Source organism: Rhizobium sp. NFR07 (assembly GCF_900111905.1).
Classification (GTDB): Bacteria; Pseudomonadota; Alphaproteobacteria; order Rhizobiales; family Rhizobiaceae; genus Neorhizobium.
The window spans coordinates 109,845-127,084 of record NZ_FOKM01000003.1 but is presented as its reverse complement, the minus strand read 5'-3'; the positions used below and the strand labels follow the sequence as shown (position 1 = coordinate 127,084).

General features: G+C 62.1%; 13 protein-coding genes and 1 pseudogene. 8 read left to right on the top strand and 6 right to left on the bottom strand.

Going from position 1 to position 17,240, the window contains the following annotated elements; all coding sequences use genetic code 11:
* The first annotated feature begins 35 nt into the window (after nucleotides 1–35).
* A pseudogene (locus BM216_RS07525) lies at nucleotides 36–879 on the top strand (SDR family NAD(P)-dependent oxidoreductase).
* 66 nt (nucleotides 880–945) lie between these two features.
* On the opposite strand, the gene BM216_RS07520 reads toward BM216_RS07525, so the two are convergent.
* The 3 genes from BM216_RS07520 to BM216_RS07510 form a co-directional block, all read right to left on the bottom strand.
* Nucleotides 946–1,845, bottom strand: coding sequence for a bestrophin family protein (locus BM216_RS07520; RefSeq protein ID WP_092997391.1), 900 nt, complete (start codon nucleotides 1,843–1,845; stop codon nucleotides 946–948).
* Between the two features lie 238 nt (nucleotides 1,846–2,083).
* Entirely contained in the window at nucleotides 2,084–4,513 is a 2,430-nt protein-coding gene (locus tag BM216_RS07515; RefSeq protein WP_092997388.1) for a glucose/quinate/shikimate family membrane-bound PQQ-dependent dehydrogenase, read from the bottom strand.
* 346 nt (nucleotides 4,514–4,859) lie between these two features.
* Nucleotides 4,860–5,306, bottom strand: a complete 447-nt coding sequence (locus BM216_RS07510; RefSeq protein ID WP_210217031.1) for a MarR family winged helix-turn-helix transcriptional regulator — start codon at nucleotides 5,304–5,306, stop codon at nucleotides 4,860–4,862.
* A 57-nt stretch (nucleotides 5,307–5,363) separates the two neighbouring features.
* Between BM216_RS07510 and BM216_RS07505 the strand changes: the two genes are divergently transcribed.
* From BM216_RS07505 to BM216_RS07490, 4 genes are read left to right on the top strand one after another with little or no spacing between them, the layout of a single operon-like run.
* Nucleotides 5,364–6,116 carry a DUF899 domain-containing protein gene (locus tag BM216_RS07505; protein WP_092997383.1) on the top strand — a complete coding sequence of 251 codons (753 nt, stop codon included), beginning with the start codon at nucleotides 5,364–5,366 and terminating at the stop codon, nucleotides 6,114–6,116.
* A 42-nt stretch (nucleotides 6,117–6,158) separates the two neighbouring features.
* Nucleotides 6,159–6,623, top strand: a complete 465-nt coding sequence (locus BM216_RS07500) for a DUF1579 domain-containing protein (RefSeq protein WP_092998444.1) — start codon at nucleotides 6,159–6,161, stop codon at nucleotides 6,621–6,623.
* Between the two features lie 50 nt (nucleotides 6,624–6,673).
* Nucleotides 6,674–7,159, top strand: a complete 486-nt coding sequence (locus tag BM216_RS07495; protein ID WP_092997380.1) for a DUF1579 domain-containing protein — start codon at nucleotides 6,674–6,676, stop codon at nucleotides 7,157–7,159.
* A gap of 46 nt (nucleotides 7,160–7,205) precedes the next feature.
* Nucleotides 7,206–8,030, top strand: a complete 825-nt coding sequence (locus BM216_RS07490) for a VOC family protein (protein WP_092997376.1) — start codon at nucleotides 7,206–7,208, stop codon at nucleotides 8,028–8,030.
* A 64-nt stretch (nucleotides 8,031–8,094) separates the two neighbouring features.
* On the opposite strand, the gene BM216_RS07485 is transcribed toward BM216_RS07490, so the two are convergent.
* Both BM216_RS07485 and BM216_RS07480 read right to left on the bottom strand, forming a co-directional pair.
* Nucleotides 8,095–9,696 carry an EAL domain-containing protein gene (locus BM216_RS07485; protein ID WP_092997373.1) on the bottom strand — a complete coding sequence of 534 codons (1,602 nt, stop codon included), beginning with the start codon at nucleotides 9,694–9,696 and terminating at the stop codon, nucleotides 8,095–8,097.
* Nucleotides 9,697–9,866: 170 nt separating this feature from the next.
* Nucleotides 9,867–11,441, bottom strand: coding sequence for a helicase HerA-like C-terminal domain-containing protein (locus BM216_RS07480; protein ID WP_092997370.1), 1,575 nt, complete (start codon nucleotides 11,439–11,441; stop codon nucleotides 9,867–9,869).
* 116 nt (nucleotides 11,442–11,557) lie between these two features.
* Here BM216_RS07480 and BM216_RS07475 point away from each other — a divergent pair, with 116 nt between their 5' ends.
* The 3 genes from BM216_RS07475 (at nucleotide 11,558) to BM216_RS07465 (ending at nucleotide 14,856) form a co-directional block, all read left to right on the top strand.
* Nucleotides 11,558–12,550 (top strand): YihY/virulence factor BrkB family protein, encoded by a 993-nt coding sequence (locus tag BM216_RS07475; protein ID WP_092997367.1) that lies wholly within the window; start codon nucleotides 11,558–11,560, stop codon nucleotides 12,548–12,550.
* Nucleotides 12,551–12,682: 132 nt separating this feature from the next.
* Nucleotides 12,683–13,072, top strand: a complete 390-nt coding sequence (locus BM216_RS07470) for a hypothetical protein (RefSeq protein WP_092997364.1) — start codon at nucleotides 12,683–12,685, stop codon at nucleotides 13,070–13,072.
* A 719-nt stretch (nucleotides 13,073–13,791) separates the two neighbouring features.
* Nucleotides 13,792–14,856: a magnesium transporter CorA family protein gene (locus BM216_RS07465; protein WP_092998442.1), complete on the top strand. Its 1,065-nt coding sequence runs from the start codon at nucleotides 13,792–13,794 to the stop codon at nucleotides 14,854–14,856.
* A 364-nt stretch (nucleotides 14,857–15,220) separates the two neighbouring features.
* Here BM216_RS07465 and BM216_RS07460 read toward each other — a convergent pair whose 3' ends face one another.
* Nucleotides 15,221–17,152, bottom strand: coding sequence for a methyl-accepting chemotaxis protein (locus BM216_RS07460; protein ID WP_092998440.1), 1,932 nt, complete (start codon nucleotides 17,150–17,152; stop codon nucleotides 15,221–15,223).
* Between the last annotated feature and the right edge of the window lie 88 nt (nucleotides 17,153–17,240).

Here is a 17,240-nt window from a genome sequence, read left to right as displayed (position 1 = left end):
GCTTCGACGTCTCAGATGACAAATAGGAGATTCTCATGCGTACATGGTTCATCACTGGAGCATCCCGCGGTTTTGGTGCTCTCATCGCCGAAAAGGCGCTCGCCAAGGGCGACAATGTCGTTGCCACTGCCCGCAACCCGCAGACGGTCATCGAGCGCCTCGGCAATCATCCCAACCTTCTGCCCGTCGCACTAGATGTCAACGACGAGGCCCAGGCCCATGAGGCCGCAAGAGCCGCCGTCACCCTTTTCGGTCGCATCGACGTTCTCGTCAACAATGCCGGCTTCGGCCTGCTCGGCGCGGTCGAGGAAGCAACCGGGCAGGAAGTCGAAGCGATCTTCCGCACCAATGTCTTCGGTCTTCTTTCCGTCACCCGCGCCGTGCTGCCCCATATGCGCCGCCAGCGCGCCGGCCATATCCTCAACTTCTCGTCGGTCGGCGGATATCGCGGTGCTGCCGGCTTTGGCGTCTATTCCTCTGCAAAGTTTGCCGTGGAAGGCCTGACCGAAGCGCTGGCTGATGAAGTCGCGCCGCTCGGCATCCATGCCACCGCCGTCGAGCCCGGCTATTTCCGCACGGATTTCCTGGAGGGAAACTCGCTTTCCACCAGCCCGGTGGTGATCGAAGACTACGCGCAGACCTCGGGGCGCGGTGCGTGAAAAGGCAAAGGTCATCAGCCGCAACCAGCCGGGCAATCCGGACCGTCTTGCCTCGGTGCTCATCGACTTCGTCGACATGGAGAACCCGCCTGTCCGCCTGCCGCTCGGCAGCGACACGGTCGCCGCCATCGAAGCCAAGATCGCTTCCGACAAAGCCATTCTGGAACGTTTCCGCAGCATCTCCGTCTCGACGGATTTCGCAAAGACCGAGGCTGCCTGAACGAAACGGAAAGACACGGATCAAACAGAACGCCCGGCACGAAGCCGGGCGTTTTTCCTTGCAAGATTACCAAAGAACATTCCCGACCGGCTTGAGCGGCGTTGCCGGCTTGGGCTTGCCGATCAGCTGTTCGAGATCGATCTGGATCGTACGGCAGATCGAGGACAGCGGCACGTCATGGGCGCGGTTGGCAAACGGGTCCTGGAGGTCGGCGCCGATCCTGTCCATGGCAAGCAGCATGAAGCCGACCACGGTGGAGGCAAGCGGCGTGTAGATCGTCAGCGTATCGACGAGGCCGATCGGCAGGAGAATGCAGAAGGCATGTACGAACAGCGTCGGATAATAGGCGTATTCGCGCGGCAACGGCGTGTTCTTGATCCGCTCCATGCCACCCTGCGCATTGCTCATGTCGACGAGCAGGCTTTCGATCTGGATCCGACGATAGCTGTCGATCCAGCCTTTGCTCTCGGCTTCCGCCAGCATCGCCGCGCTGCCGTTCAAGATCGCGTTCGGCGTGTTGTTGAAGCCGCGCACCTTTTCCGCTTCATCCTCGGGCAGAAATTCATCGATCTCCTCGCAGGATTTCTGGCTGCGCAGATGGCAGCGCAGGGCATGCACATAGGCGATCTGGCGCGTTACCAGCGTGCGGCGCAGGTGACGGCTCTCCGGCCGGTCGTCGATCAGCGAATAGACCTCGCGGGCGAATGAGCGCGAGGCATTCACCATCGCGCCCCACAGCGTGCGGGCCTCCCACCAGCGGTTATAGGCATTGTTGTTGCGGAAGCCGAGAAACAGGGCGAGCGCCGAGCCGAGCAGGCTCATCGGCAGAACGGGCAGGTTGAGCCAGGGGTGGGGGAGGTAGACATAGGCCAGCGTGACGGCCAGGTCCCAGAGAAACAGAAGAGCAAGCGGCCATCCGATATAGCCGAGCATGCGGTGCAGACGGGCGGACTGGGGTAAGACCATGAAAAGCTTCCTCGTTCACTCGCTTAAATGCGCAGTTTCGAAATTAAGCTGCATTGCAGCAATTTCGAGGTGCGGTGCAGCAATCGAAGTGATCAGGCGATCTTGAAAATAATTTCACCAGGCAGGGCAGGGCGGTTCCTGCGATAAACTTTTTTTGAGCGGGGTTTTGCGCAGCTGTTCAAACGAAAAATGCCCGGCGCATGGCCGGGCATTTCGAGCATTTGTGGCGAACCGATGATCAGTTCGGCAGCGCGTAGGCGATCACGTAGTCGCCTCGGTCGGGCGACTGGCGGGCACCGCCGGCCGAGATGACGACATACTGCTTGCCGGTCTTCGGCGACTTGTAGGTCATCGGCGTGCCCTGGCTGCCGACGGGCATGCGGGCCTTCCAGATTTCCTTGCCCGTGGCCGAGTCGAAGGCGCGCAGATAGTAGTCCTGGGTGGCGGCGAAGAAGACGAGACCGCCCTGGGTGGCGAGCGAGCCACCGATCGTCGGCATGCCGATCGGGATCGGAACACCCATCTTGATGCCGAACGGACCGGTGTCTTCCACCGTGCCGAGCGGCACCTGCCACTTGATCTTCTGCGTCGTCATGTCGATCGCCGTCAGCGAACCGAAAGGCGGTTCCTGGCAGGGAATGCCGAGAGCCGACAGGAAGCGGTTCTTGTCGACGGCATAGGGCGTGCCCTTCATCGGCACGACGCCCATGACCGTGTTGGTGGCTTCCGAACCGCTGTTGACGGCGGTCGTCGGGGCGGCTTCCTTCATCTGGATCCACAGGCCGAGACGCATGTCGTTGACGAAAACGGTGTTCGTCGTGGGATCGGTGGAAACGCCGCCCCAGTTCATGCCGCCGAGCGAGCCGGGGAAGTTGAGGGCCAGGTCTGTGCCCGGCACCGTGTAGACGCCGTCGTAACGCATCCCCTTGAAGGAGATGCGGCACAGAAGCTGGTCGAACGGGGTCGCACCCCACATGTCGCTTTCGGTCAGCGTCTGGGCGCCGATCTGCGGCATGCCGACGGACAGTTTCTGGGTCGGAGCGTAGGGCTCGTTCGGGATCTTGCCGGGCTTGACCGCAACATCCTCGACCTTGGTCAGCGGCTGGCCGGTGGCGCGGTCGAGTACCCAGATCTGGCCGGCCTTCGTGCCGAACACGAGGGCCGGAACGGTCGTGCCGTCAGCCTTGGGGAAGTCGACGAAGGACGGCGCCATCGGTACGTCGAAGTCCCACAGGTCGTTGTGGACCGTCTGGTAGACCCACTTCTCGCGACCGGTCGTGGCGTCGAGCGCCAGCATGGATGCACCATACTTGTGATCGAGTTCGGTGCGGGTCGCGCCATAGAGGTCGACCGACGGGCTGCCGACCGGCAGGAACACGGTGTTGGACGCCGCGTCATAGGAGGTGCCCGCCCACACGTTCGGGGTCGAACGCTTGTAGGTCTGGCCGTCTTCCGGCGCAGTGTTGACCGTCGGGTTGCCCGGGTCGAATGCCCAGCGCAACGCGCCGGTCGCGACGTCGAAGCCGCGCATCACGCCGCCCGGCATGTCGGTCTGGACGTTGTCGGCAATGCGGCCGCCGATGATGATCGTCGTGCCGGCAACCGTCGGTGCCGCGGTCAGGACGTATTGCGGATCGGGTGCATCGCCGAGGCCGATCTTCAGGTCGACACGGCCATTGTTGCCGAAGTCCGGGCAGAAGGCGCCGGTATCGGCATCGAGCGCGATCAGCTCGGCCTGGATGGTATTCATGATGATGCGGCGCTGGCAAAGCGCGCCTTCGGCAACCGTCACGGGCGTGACCGGCGTCGAACCGTCGATCGTCGGCTGGGCGAGCGGAGCGGCGGCATCGAAATAGGCAAGACCGCGGCAGCGCATCCACACGGACGATTTCGCGTTGATCTCGTTCTTCCAGATCTCCTTGCCCGTGTCGGCATCGATAGCGATGACGTTGTTGTGCGGGGTGCAGAGGAACACGCGGTCATTGACCTGCAACGGGGTCAGCTGGTCTTCCGCGCCGCCGCCACCGGGGCTGATCGGCGTATCGCCGGTCCGGTAGGTCCAGGCAACCGTCAGGTCCTTGACGTTGTCGCGGGTGATCTGGTCGAGCGCTGCGAAGCGCGAGCCGCCATTGGTATTGCCATAGGCTTCCCAGTTCTTCTGCTCCTTGGCCGGATCGACCGGGGTGAGGGGCGCAGGCGTGCCGGTGAAGGCAACGGTCGGATGCGGCACGAACATGCCCGCGAAACCGGCAGCCGAAGCGACGGCAAGCACCGCGGCGACAAGGAAGGACGGCAGATAGGCCGGTGTCCTGCCGGCGGCCCTGCGCAGGAGCGGGAAGCTGAGCGCCACGACGGTCGCACCGACGCCGAAGGCGAGCAGGCGCGAGATCAGCGGCCAGAAGTTGAGGCCCGCATCCCATACGGCCCAGATGGCGGTGAGGATGGTGACGAGGCCGAAGAGAAGCGCGCCGGACGGCTTGCGCAGGATGGTCAGCACGCCGGCTGCGATGATGGCGATGCCGGCCAGCAGGAAGTAGCAGCTGCCGCCGAGCATGACGAGCTTGCCCCCGCCGATGGCGAAGAACAGGCCCGCGAGGACGAGGACGGCGCCAAGCACGAACAGCCAGGTCTTGGCGATCGCGGAGAGGGCGCTTCGAGAGGTTTCCATGGGTATTTCTAGCTCCAGTTTCGGGTTCGACAATGTCGACAGCCGAAATCCCCGGGAGTGACGTCAGGAGCGGAATAGAGGTTCAAGATGCGCCTACCATGCTTCTGTCGAAGGACGCCGGCGGCGGGCCGATCATCTATGACCGGCGGGTCGGGAGCGTCCTCTCGAGGACTTCGTCTAGGCCAGCCACACCCTCCCAATGCGCGACAGCCACGGGCATTTGTGATGCCCGCGCTGCGGTATAATGCCGCCTGCGACGAAATTGCAAGGGAATGTATGTACTATTTCGTACACAAACTGTTCAATGTTTCCACGCATCTGAAAATACGCTTTTATTCTCTTGTTTTCAGCGAATTGCAGAAAGGGATTCGCGTATGGCGAGAGAGCCGTCATCGCCGAGTTCCTGATCGATCTCGGCATGGACGCGGGTCCAGATCGGCACGGCGGCAGACAGCATCGCCATGCCCGCGTCGGTCAAGGTCAGCAACCGGCCACGACGATCCTTCGGATCCACATCGCTCTTCACCAGGCCACGGCGCTCCAGCACCTTGAGGGCCGCCGTCAGCGTCGTGCGGTCCATGGCGAGCAGGTCGCAGACGGATTTCATCGTCGCCGGTACCGGACGGTTCAGCGACATCATCAGCGAGAACTGGCCGTTGTTCAGCCCGATCGGCTTCATCGCCACGTCGAACCGACGGGCGAGCGCCCGTGCTGCCCGCTGCACATGCAAGCACAGGCACGTGTCGCGCACATGCAGGGTGGTGGAGAACGGAACCGAATCGAGATTTGACAGCATGGGATAATCATGTTGATATCAACGTAATCTGTCAAGGAAGAGGAGGCCGAAGACATGGATGTCACCACGATCTCGAAAAATCCCGCCGTTTCCCAGGATGAATGGCTTGCAAGGCGCCGAGAGCTTCTGGCGCTCGAGAAGGAAGAGACGCGGCTGCGCGACAAGGTGCGCGCGGCGCGCCGCCAATTGCCTTGGGTGAAGGTGGAGAAGGATTACGTCTTCGATACGCCGACGGGCAGGAAGACGCTTGCCGAACTTTTCGACGGCCGCAGCCAGTTGCTGATCTATCATTTCATGTTTGGTCCCGGCTGGAAGGAGGGCTGTGTTGGCTGCTCCTTCATGGCCGATCATTTCGACGGCACGCTTGCGCATCTCAACAATCACGACGTCACGCTGGTCGCCGTTTCGCGCGGCACGCTGGCAGAGATCGAGGGCTACAGGGAGCGTATGGGCTGGCATTTTCCCTGGGTCTCCGCCAGCGGCAACGACTTCAATTTCGACTTCCACGTCTCCTTCACCGAGGACGACATGAAGGGCGAGGCGATCACCTACAATTTCCGCGAAATCCCGCCGAGCGAGGGCTACGAAGAACTGCCCGGTCTGTCAGCCTTCTACAGGAGCGAGGCGGGCGAGGTCTTCCACACCTATTCCACCTATGCGCGGGGATCGGAGGAGGCGATCGGCACGCTGATGCTGCTCGACCGCGCGCCTTTCGGCCGCAACGAAGAGCAGACGATGAACTTCGTCAAGCGCCACGATGAATACGAACAGAAGCCCGAAAGCGGGTCTTCATCCTGCTGCCATTGAGGCGGCGTAGGGTCGAAAAACTTCAGGGAGGAAGATATGACCATGGTCATGGCGAAGCCGCGCGCAGAGCACGGTTTCCTGGAAAAGTTGGTCGGCAGTTGGGACGTCACCTCGGAAATGAGCGCCGGCGTTCCGTGGGTGGAGGATGTCCGTTCGCTGCACGGCCTCTGGATCGTCGCCGAAGGCAATGGCGATATGCCGGGCGATGAAGGCCCCGCGACAACCATGCTGACGCTGGGCTTCGATGCGGCCAAGGGCAAATATGTCGGTACCTGGCTCGGCTCGATGATGGACTATCTCTGGGTTTATGAAGGCGATGTCGAGCCCGACGGCAAGACGCTCAGCCTTTATACGACCGGCCCGTCGATGAGCGGCGAGGGCATGGCCGACTATCGCGAGCGGGTTACGTTCCTCAGCGACGACCACCGCACCTTCACCTCCGCCGCCAGGCAGGCGGACGGCAGCTGGAAACAGTTCATGGAAGCGCATTACCATCGGAAGAGCTGAGACCGGCTCGCCGCACCCGCCCACCTGCTCGAACCCGAAGGGAGAGAACGATGAGCGCAGCAGAGATGTATAAGCCCCAGCCCGAACATTTCGCGTTGGAGCGCATGGTCGGCACCTGGGACGTCAAGTCCTCGATGACCGGCCCTGATGCCCGCTGGACCGAAACCTGCCGTTCGCTGGACGGCATGTGGTATGTCGCCGAAGGCGAGGGAGATACGCCCGGCGGCTGGGCGAAGACCATCCTGACGGTCGGTTACGATCCCGAAAAAGGCAAGTATGTCGGCACATGGATCGGCACGATGATGGGCATGCTCTGGACGTATGAGGGTAATCTCTCCGAGGATGGTAACACGCTGAGCCTCTACACCACCGGGCCGGATTTCGAAGGCAGCGGTGGCACCGTTGAATACCGCGAACAGATCGTCTTCGAGGACGACGACCACCGGCTCTTCACCTCCGCCACGAGGCAACCGGATGGCAGCTGGAAGACATTTCAGGACATTCACTACACCCGCCAACACGCGGCCCGGGGCTGAAGCTTCGGCGCGACAGCGACAGCGACATCGAGGAGAGGAGAGCAATATGCTGCAGACAGTTTCAGAAAACCGGTCATCCACGCACGGCAAGTTCATCTGGTGCGAGCTGATAACCACCGACACCAGGGCCGCCGGTGATTTCTACACGTCGGTGATCGGCTGGAAGATCAACGAAATGTCCATGCCCGGCGGAGGTGAAGATATGCCGCCCTACTATCTGTTCGAGATGGGCGAGGGTGACAATTGCCCCGGCATCGGCGGCATGATGGTTTTTCCGCCGGAGTTGGAAGGCGAGCTGCCGCCGAACTGGACCGGTTATGTCGCCGTCGATGATGTCGACCAGACATGCAAGGATTATGTCTCACTCGGCGGCCGCGTGCAGCGCGAACCGGATGATATTCCCGGCGTCGGCCGTTTCGCGGTCGTCGCCGATCCCCATGGCGCGGTGATCTGCATCATGACGCCGATCCCGCCGGAAAATCCGCCGCGCGAACTCGGCCCCAACGATCCGGGCAATGTCGGCTGGCGCGAGCTTTACGCCGGCAATGTCGACGAGGCCTTCGATTTCTATTCGAAAATCTTCGGCTGGACCAAGGACCACGATTTCGACATGGGCGAAATGGGCCCTTACCGCATCTTCGCTCATGGCGGAGAGGTGATCGGCGGCATGATGACGAAACCGCAGAGCGTGCCGATCCCGTGCTGGAGCTATTATTTCAACGTTGAGGCAATCGATGCTGCGATCGAGCGGGTCAAGGCGGGTGGCGGCCAGGTCGTCAACGGCCCTATGCCGGTTCCCGGCGACAGCTGGATCGTCCAGGCCACCGACCCGCAGGGCGCCTTCTTCTGCCTCGTGGCACCGAAGCGCTGATCATTGTGATGGGAAAGGAAGGCGCGGGGCACTCTCATGTCCTGCGCCTGCCGGTCGGCCTGTCTCAGCGGCGTCCGCGATGCGCGCGCCGCAGCGGCACGATCTTGCTGGCCTGGCGCTGCAGGTCGGAATGCACGTAGGCGATGAACAGGTCGGCTGGCATCGGCTTGCTGTAATACCAGCCCTGGGCAAACTCGACGCCGTGTTCGATCAGGTAGTCCGCCTGTTCCTTCGTCTCCACCCCTTCGGCAACTACACTGAGCTTCAACGCCTTGGCCATGTCGATGATGTAGGACACGACGGAGCTGGTGGCGGTCTGCTTGTTGATCGTGTCGATGAAGGACTTGTCGATCTTCAGAGCATCGAGCGGCAGGCTCTGCAGATATTGCAGGCTCGAATAGCCGGTGCCGAAATCGTCGATCGCCACCTTGTGGCCGCGTGTGCGGGCCTCGGCGATCGTCTTGCTCGCTTCGGTAATGTCGAGAAGGCCGCGTTCGGTCGCTTCCATCCAGATCTGCCGGTTTTCGATGCCGGTGCGGCTGATCCGCTTCTCGACCGTTTCGAGAATGCGGCCGGTCCGGATGTCCTCGGCACAGAAATTGATCGCCACATGCAGCGCGCGGTGCTGCACCAGAAGCTCGTTCAGATCCTTCACGACCGCGTCGATCACCTGGTCGGTGATCGGCTGGATCAGGCCGCTCTGTTCGGCAAGCGGAATGAACAGGTCGGGGCGCACCAGGCTGCCGTCCGGCCGTTTCCAGCGCACCAGCGCTTCTGCGCCGACGCAATGTCCCGTCGCCAGTTCGACGATCGGCTGGTAATGCACGATGAATTCGCGATTGCGCACCGCGATCTGCAATTCGCTGAGCGGCGACAGCCGCTTGCGCGACATGCGCACGACGAGCACGACGATGAACAGCGCGGCAAAGGCGCCGAAGGGCAGGAAGACCAAGAGCTGGCCCTGGAAATGCTCCAGAAGCTCGTCCTGCTGGTTGACGGCGATGGCGGTCCAGCCGGCCTCGGAGGCAATGGCATAGACATGGTCGTTCTCCAGGCCGCTGCTGCCTTTCCTGGCAAGCCGCTCCGTGTCGGCCGAAGCCATGCCGTTGAGATTGGCGGCCTGGGCGCCGTTCGGCGCGATGATGGCGATGCGGATATGGGCGTCTGCCAGAAGGTCGATGGGGCGGATCGGGTCGATCAGCGCATTGTGCTTGCCCACCTGGACGACCGTCATCGGGTCGGCGCCGCTGAACAGCGGCGGCACGGACACCCAGGCCTCGATATCGTCGCCGATGGTGAAATCGGCCTTGAGCTTTTCGATCCGTTTGGTCACCAGGCCCCAGGACGTGCATTTCAGCACGCCGTCATCGAGATAGCCGATTTCCTTGACGCCGCGCGAATTGACCGTCAGCCGCCGCATTTCGGCGATATGGGCGTCCGAGCAGGCTGTGAAGCTGCTGTTTCCGTCGATCCCGCGCAGGACCCCGGCGGCATTCAGGATCGACCTCTCGGTGCGGGTCACGGCCTGATGGGCAATGTCCATCAGCCGATCCTCTTCGGTCTTCGCCGAAAGGGTCCAGGCGGCATAGATGGTGGCGGATAACGGGAGAAGCACCCCGACGACGGCGAGGATGATGGTTTGGGCTATGACCCCTGAACGCTTCACTGGCGCCTCGCTCGTGCAATCAAGTCACGGGAATACGGGCGGCATCCTTAAAGGCGAGGGGTTAAGGCAACGTCTCTATAATGCCTTGAATCACCAACTATTTTCACATCACAGGAGAAAACCCGCAGTTGCGGCAACTGCGGGTATATGTTCGTGTTGCGCGGCGGCAATCAGCGCTTGAGGCTGCCCAATATGCCGCGCACCAGTGCCCGGCCAAGCTGTGTGGCGACCGTGCGCGTCACGCTCTTCATCGCCGCCTCCACGATCGTCTCGCGCTGGTAGCCGGAGCGGCCGACGGTCTTGCGGCCACGAGGCTCGTCCTCGTCCTTGTCGCCAAAGCCCGGCAAGGTCCAGCCGGTCGTCTCGCCCGAGCCTGCGGGCGGGGCGGGCTCGAGTTCGTCCTGCGCATTCCTGGCCGCGGCTGCATCCGCGGCCTGCTTTGCGCGCGAGGCAAGCATTTCGAAGGCGCTTTCGCGATCGATATCCTCGTCGTAGACGCCGAGAACCGGGCTGCGATCCATCACGCCCTGACGCTCCTCATCCGTCAGCGGCCCGATGCGGCCGGCCGGCGGGCGGATCAGGGTGCGCTCCACCATCGAAGGCGCGCCCTTGGCTTCCAGCGTCGAGACCAGCGCCTCGCCGGTGCCGAGCTGGGTGATCGCGGTTGCGCAGTCGAAATCCGGATTGGGGCGGAACGTGTCGGCCGCCGTCTTCACCGCCTTCTGTTCGCGCGGCGTATAGGCGCGCAGCGCGTGCTGCACCCGGTTGCCGAGCTGGGCCAGCACCGTTTCCGGCACGTCGAGCGGGTTCTGGGTGACGAAATAGACGCCGACGCCCTTCGAGCGGATCAGGCGCACGACCTGTTCGACGCGGTCGATCAGGATTTTTGGCGCCTCGTCGAACAGAAGATGCGCCTCGTCGAAGAAGAAGACCAGCTTCGGCTTGTCCGGGTCGCCCACTTCCGGCAGCTCCTCGAACAGTTCCGAGAGAAGCCAGAGGAGGAAGGTCGCGTAAAGACGCGGGTTCATCATCAGCTTGTCGGCGGCAAGGATCGAGATCTGGCCGTAACCGTTATTCGGGTTCGTCCGCATGATATCGGAGATCTTCAGCGCCGGCTCGCCGAAGAAATGCTCGGCGCCCTGCTGTTCCAGAACCAGTAATGCGCGCTGGATCGAGCCGACCGAGGCCTTGGAGATCAGGCCGAATTCCTTGGAAAGCTCGCCGGCATTTTCCGCCATGTAGTTCAAAAGCGAGGTCAGGTCCTTCAGGTCGAGCAGCGGCAAGCCGGCCTTGTCGGCAAGCTTGAAGGCGATGTTCAAGACTCCTTCCTGCGGCTCCGACGCATTCATCAGCCGCGCAAGCAGCAGCGGCCCCATCTCGGCGATGGTCGTGCGGACGCGGTGGCCCTTCTCGCCGTAGATATCCCAGAAGATCACCGGGAACTGTTCGAAATCGTAATCCTGCAGGCCGATCTGCTCGGCGCGTTTCAGCAGAAAATCCTTCGCCTCGCCCTTGGCCGCAACGCCGGAAAGATCGCCCTTGATGTCGGCCGCGAAGACCGGAACGCCGGCCTTTGAAAAGCCTTCGGCGAGGATCTGCAGCGTCACCGTCTTGCCGGTGCCGGTCGCGCCTGTGACCAGGCCGTGGCGGTTGCCGAACTTGAGGTCCAGATATTCCGCCTTGTTCAGCGTGTCGTCCGGCTTGCGGCTGCCGCCGATGAAGAGCTTACCCGTCTCGTCCGTCATGCAACTATGCGCTCCCTCGCGGCGTTTGTTGTCAAATGCTTATAAGATGGCCCGCGGGGAGGGGCAACGGTTTTGCAGACGAACGGAAAGCGGCAACCGCCTGAAAAGAGGGCGCTATGACGATCAGCGGCGATGCAGCGGAAGGCGAGGGCGGCAAGGCAGGGACGGAGCGGGGCCGGGCGGCGGACACGCCGGCGGAAATTCCTGCGCGTGGCCTGATGGATGTCTTCTGGCGCGTGTTTTCCGCCGTCACGGAGGATCGGGTGACGCTGATCGCCGCCGGGGTCACCTATTACCTGCTGCTGGCGCTGTTTCCAGCCGCGAGCGTGCTCGTCTCGATCTACGGTTTCCTCGCCGATCCCGCCACCATTGCCGAGCGCATCGCCTCCCTGAGCAGCGTCATGCCGGCCGATGCCTTGAACATCTTCCTCGATCAAGTGAGGGCGCTGTCGTCCGAGCGCGGCGCGACGCTGTCGATCGGCCTTGTCGGCGGCCTGGCGCTGGCGATATGGAGTGCCAATAACGGTATCAAGGCGCTGTTCGAGGCGATGAACGTCGCCTATGGCGAGAACGAGAAGCGCAGCTTGCTGTGGCTCAATGTCGCCTCGCTCGTCTTCACTCTCGGTGCCTTCGTGATCGCGGTGGTCATCCTGTTTGCCATGGGCGTGGTGCCGGCCGTGCTCAACTATCTCTGGCTCGATCGATGGGCGGAGCTGATCATCCGCTTTGCCCGCTGGCCGATCATGATGGTCTTCGTCGGGATCGGCATCATGGCACTCTACCGCTTCGGCCCGAGCCGTGAGCCGGCCAAGGTCCGCTGGCTCACATGGGGTGCGGCCTTTTCCACCATCCTGTGGTTCGCCGCTTCGCTCGGCGTCTCCTACTATCTTTCCAACATCGCCGACTACAACGCCACCTATGGCACGCTTGGCGCCCTGATCGGCTTCATGGTCTGGACCTGGATTTCGGCGATCATCGTCATCGTCGGCGCCGAGATCAATGCCGAGCTCGAGCACCAGACGGCGAAGGACAGTACCACCGGCCGTCCGAAACCGATGGGCGAGCGCGGCGCCTATATGGCCGATACGCTGGGGCGGGCGAGCGATTGACCAGGCATAGCCAGATTAGACCTTGCGCGATCATCCCTTGCCCGTGAATAACAAGGTTCCGCCGCTGGCCATATTCCAGCCGAATGTGTATTACGTTGACGTTAACGTCAGATTTTCGAGGAGACACCTCTGATGAACGAACTCGTTTCCCGCGTCGCCGATAATGTCGGCCTTGCACCCGATGTCGCGGAAAAGGCGATCGGCATGATGCTCGGCTTCCTGCAGCGCGAGGCGGATGACGGCGCGGTGGCGCGGATGATCGAAGCGATCCCCGGCGCGCCGGAACTGGTTGCCCAGTTCAACGGCGAGGGCGCCGGTGGCGGCGGCCTGCTCGGCGGCCTGATGGCAAGCTTCGGCGGTGGCGTCATGGCGCTCGGCCAGCAGCTGATGAGCCAGGGGCTCGGCATGGGCGAGATCACGGCACTTGCCAAGGAGACCATGGCGGTCGCCCGCGAACATGCCGGCGACGAGACCGTCGATACCGTCATCGCCTCGGTGCCGGGCCTCAGTCAGTTCGTCTGATCCATTCGGTAGGTAACCGACACAAGAAGGCCGCCGGCTCCTGTAGACCGGCGGCTTTTCAATTTCTGTGATCAGATTTTTGATTGTTTTGCGGAAATTCTAATATTTTTTTCGAATATGGGAAGACCTTTGTTGAGATGAATCAGTAAATAAGAAGTTATACATTTGAGATGCGAACATGTTTACTTGAGAGTTTTATTTAATCCGTGCAAATGTACGCACTTATCTGAAATGTGTAGGAACAAGAAAGCCGCCGGTTCCTGTTATACCGGCGGCCTTTTGTCGATTGGCACTCGCAACATTGCCAGATCGAGGGGGATCTGTGACGCTCGCAGAGGTGTTGGTGCCCCCGCCGAGGAATTGAATCTGGACCTGCTACAAACGCGGTAACTGCTCTGGCATTGAGCTACGAGGGGCAGGTCTCCGAGCTTATATATTAGTTATTAATAATGCACAAACGGAACCGCTGCTGCAATGCGATCAAAGCTCTGCGAGCGGCGATTGCGGCGCGAAAAAACCGTTTGACTTTTGGTCGGTTGAGGCACATTTCACGCCGTGAAGGGGCACCCGTTCGGACTGCCCTATTTCAAAGGACAATTGAGATGAACCCCGACAGTCGAAGTTCGACGTCATTACATAGACCTGCCGCCTCGGGGCTCTGATCCTTTGAAAAACGGGATACGCGCTCCGGGGACCCGATGGTCCGAAAAGGAGCCGTCATGCTGCGTATCCACGCCTATGACATCGACCGCCTTGTCCCCGCCGTCGTCGACGAGCCGGTGGAAGAGGCCGCAAACGAACTGACCGCAGCATCCGCGCCGCCAGAGCCCTCACTCGTCGGGCAGCCTGCCGCAGAGCGCAAGCAGACCGTCGTCTGGTACGACCTGATCAGCCCGACGGCTGAGGAAGAGCGTGAAGTCGGCGAATGCCTCGGCATCGTCGTGCCCACCATGGACGAGATGGAGGACATCGAGCTCTCCGCCCGGCTCTACCAGGAAGACGGTGCCGAGTTCATGACCATGACCGTCTTGACCCGGCCGGATGCCGGGACGCCGCTCAAGGTGCCGGTCACCTTCATCGTCAAGGGCCATGTCCTCGTCACCGTGCGCCACTCCGAGCCCCGCCCGTTCGACGCCTTCATGGCGCGTGCCCGCAAGGCGAACGGCATGGGCCTGCATTCGGCAACCGGCGAGTTGATCATGACTGGCCTGATCGAAGCGATCATCGATCGCATGGCGGATACGCTGGAACGGCTCGGCAACGATATCGACCAGATCTCCCGCGACGTCTTCGCCGCCAAGGCCTCCAAGGCCAACAAGAAACAGCGCGACCTGCAGGAATTGATCCGCGCGATCGGTCAGAAGGGCGAATTCATCACCATCACCCGCGAAAGCCTGGTCAGCGTCTCCCGTGTCGTCGCCTATTATGGCGCACTCGACGGCGTCGACCGCAAGCTGCCGAAGGAAATGCGCCAGCGGCTGAAGCTTCTGCAGCGGGACGCGACCTCGCTCGGCGATCACTCCGCCTTCCTCTCGGGCAAGATCAACTTCCTGCTCGACGCGACGCTCGGCCTGATCAATCTGGAGCAGAACCAGATCATCAAGATCTTCTCGGTCGCCTCCGTCATGTTCCTGCCGCCGACGCTCGTCGCCTCCGTCTACGGCATGAACTTCGCCTACCAGCCGGAACTGCAGTGGCATTACGGCTACCACTCGGCGATTGTCCTGATGGTGGTCTCGATGGCTGTGCCCTATCTGTACTTCAAACGCAGGGGCTGGCTCTAATCGGCCCCGGTCTGATCACAGGCAAGGATATCCCGACAATGAAAGAAGGCGGAGCACCGCTGCTCCGCCTACAGACTGCTGACAAAGTTCGTGGCTTAGCAATGCCGAGGTCTGTTTTTAGTCGGCAGCGGCATTGGCATACTCCCTCATTCCTGTGCTTGTCACAGGAATCCAGCAGCCCAAGTCCTTGGGCGGAAGGAGTCTTTTCACAGCGCAGACGCGCCGTGGCTAGATTCCTGTGACAAGCACAGGAATGAGGGAAATCGAAGCTGCTGCAGCCAAAAACAGCTTTGTTAGAAGCGAAAAAGGCGGAGCATTGCTGCTCCGCCTTCTCTGTTTCTGACAATCAGGGATCGCGTTCGGCTCAGAATTCTTCCCAGCTGTTCTGCGCCACTGCCGCATCGCCGGAAAACGCGCCGGCGACCTTGCGGGCGAGCGACCGGGCAGGGGAGACGGCCGGTGCATCACTCGTCGCTGCAGGGCGAACCGGCTGCTGGGCAACGTGACCATCGGCCAGCTTGAACTGGGCCAGTAGCGCGTTGAGCGATGTCGCCTCGCGGGCGAGACCGTGGCTGGCAGCGGTGGATTCCTCCACCATGGCGGCGTTCTTCTGCGTGTCCTGGTCCATCTGGTTGACGGCCGTGTTGATCTGCTGGAGACCGGACGACTGTTCCTGCGAGGATTCCACGATCGCCGCGACGTTGCGGTTGATCTCCTGCACTTCCGTCACGATCGTCTTCAGCGCCTCACCGGTCTCGCCGACCAGTTCCACGCCGTTGCGCACCTGCTCGTTGGAGGTGGTGATCAGCGCCTTGATCTCCTTCGCCGCATTGGCCGAACGCTGCGCGAGCTCGCGCACTTCCTGGGCGACGACGGCAAAGCCCTTGCCGGCTTCACCGGCGCGGGCCGCCTCGACGCCCGCGTTCAGCGCGAGAAGGTTGGTCTGGAAGGCGATGTCGTCGATGACACCGATGATATTGCCGATCTCGCCGGACGACTTCTCGATCTCTTCCATGGCGCTGACCGCGGTCTGGACGATTTCGCCGGAGCGTTCGGCACCCTGGCGGGTGCGGGCGACCAGCGAGCCTGCTTCAGCGGCGCGCTTGGCAGCGTCCTTCACCGTCGTGGTGATCTGCTCGAGAGCAGCTGCCGTCTCCTCCAGCGAGGCGGCCTGCTGTTCCGTGCGCTTGGCAAGGTCGTCGGCGGCGGAGCGGATCTCGTTGGCTCCGGCATTGATGCCGCGGGCGTTCTGGGCGACACGCGTCATGGCGTCCTGCAGCTTCGTCGCCGACGAGTTGAAGTCATGGCGCACGCTGTCCAGCGTCTCGGTGAACGGCTGGCTGATCCGGTAGGCGAGATTGCCGTCGGAGAGATGCGACAGGCCGGTCGCGATGTTCTCGACCGCGAACTTCACGTCGGCGGCTTCCTTGGCCTTGGCGGCTTCGCGCTCGGCACGTTCCTTTTCCGACAGGCTGCGATTGGCCTGTGCCTCGCGCTCCAGATTGATGCGCTCGATGGCGTTGTCGCGGAACACGGAGACGGCGCCGGCCATCTGGCCGACTTCGTCCCTACGCGTCAGGCCGGGAATTTCTTGCTCGGTTTTGCCGTTAGCAAGCGATGCCATGCGGGCGCGCAACGCCTCGATCGGGCCGGAAATACCGCGGGCAGCGACGAAGAGCGAAGCGGCGATCGCGGCGGCAAACAGCACGCCGACGGTCGCAAGCAGGGTGATCAGCGTCGAGTTGATCTGGGTCGAGATGGCTGCACTTCCGTCCAGCACCATCTTGGAATAGGCGATGTTCCAGTCACGCAGGTCGTCGCGGATCCTGGCGATCTGCGGGTCGACGGAGGCAAGCGCCGCCTGGGCTTCCTGCATCCTTCCCTGGTTGGTGAGGGCGACCGCCGTGTCGGTCATCTGGATGATCTGCTGCGTACGCTGTTCGAATTCCGAGAGCGAGTCTGCCTGCCCCGGAATGAGCTCCTTTGCCGAGGACAGAAGCTTGGCGATGGCGCCCTTGCCGCTTTCGTAATTCTTGACCGCGACGGCGCGGAATTCGGAACCCTCGGGATAGACGGTCAGCTGATAGGCGCTATAGGCGACCGACAGCATCGAGGTCGAGGCGCGCGACACCTGGGTCGCGGCAACGTTGTCTTCGGCGATGAAGGCAGAATACTGCTCGTCCGCCTGCTTGAAGCTGTAGGAAGCGGCGATCAGGCCACCGACGCCGATAAGGCAGACGGGTACGATCAGGGAAAGGATTTTGGTTCGAATTTTCGCGTTCGAGAGAAAGCTCATCGCATACACCATGAGAAACGGACCGCGCTTGGACGCAGTCTGGGCGGGAAAGGGCAATGGAAGGAAGGGGCACGACGGGAGGCGGCTG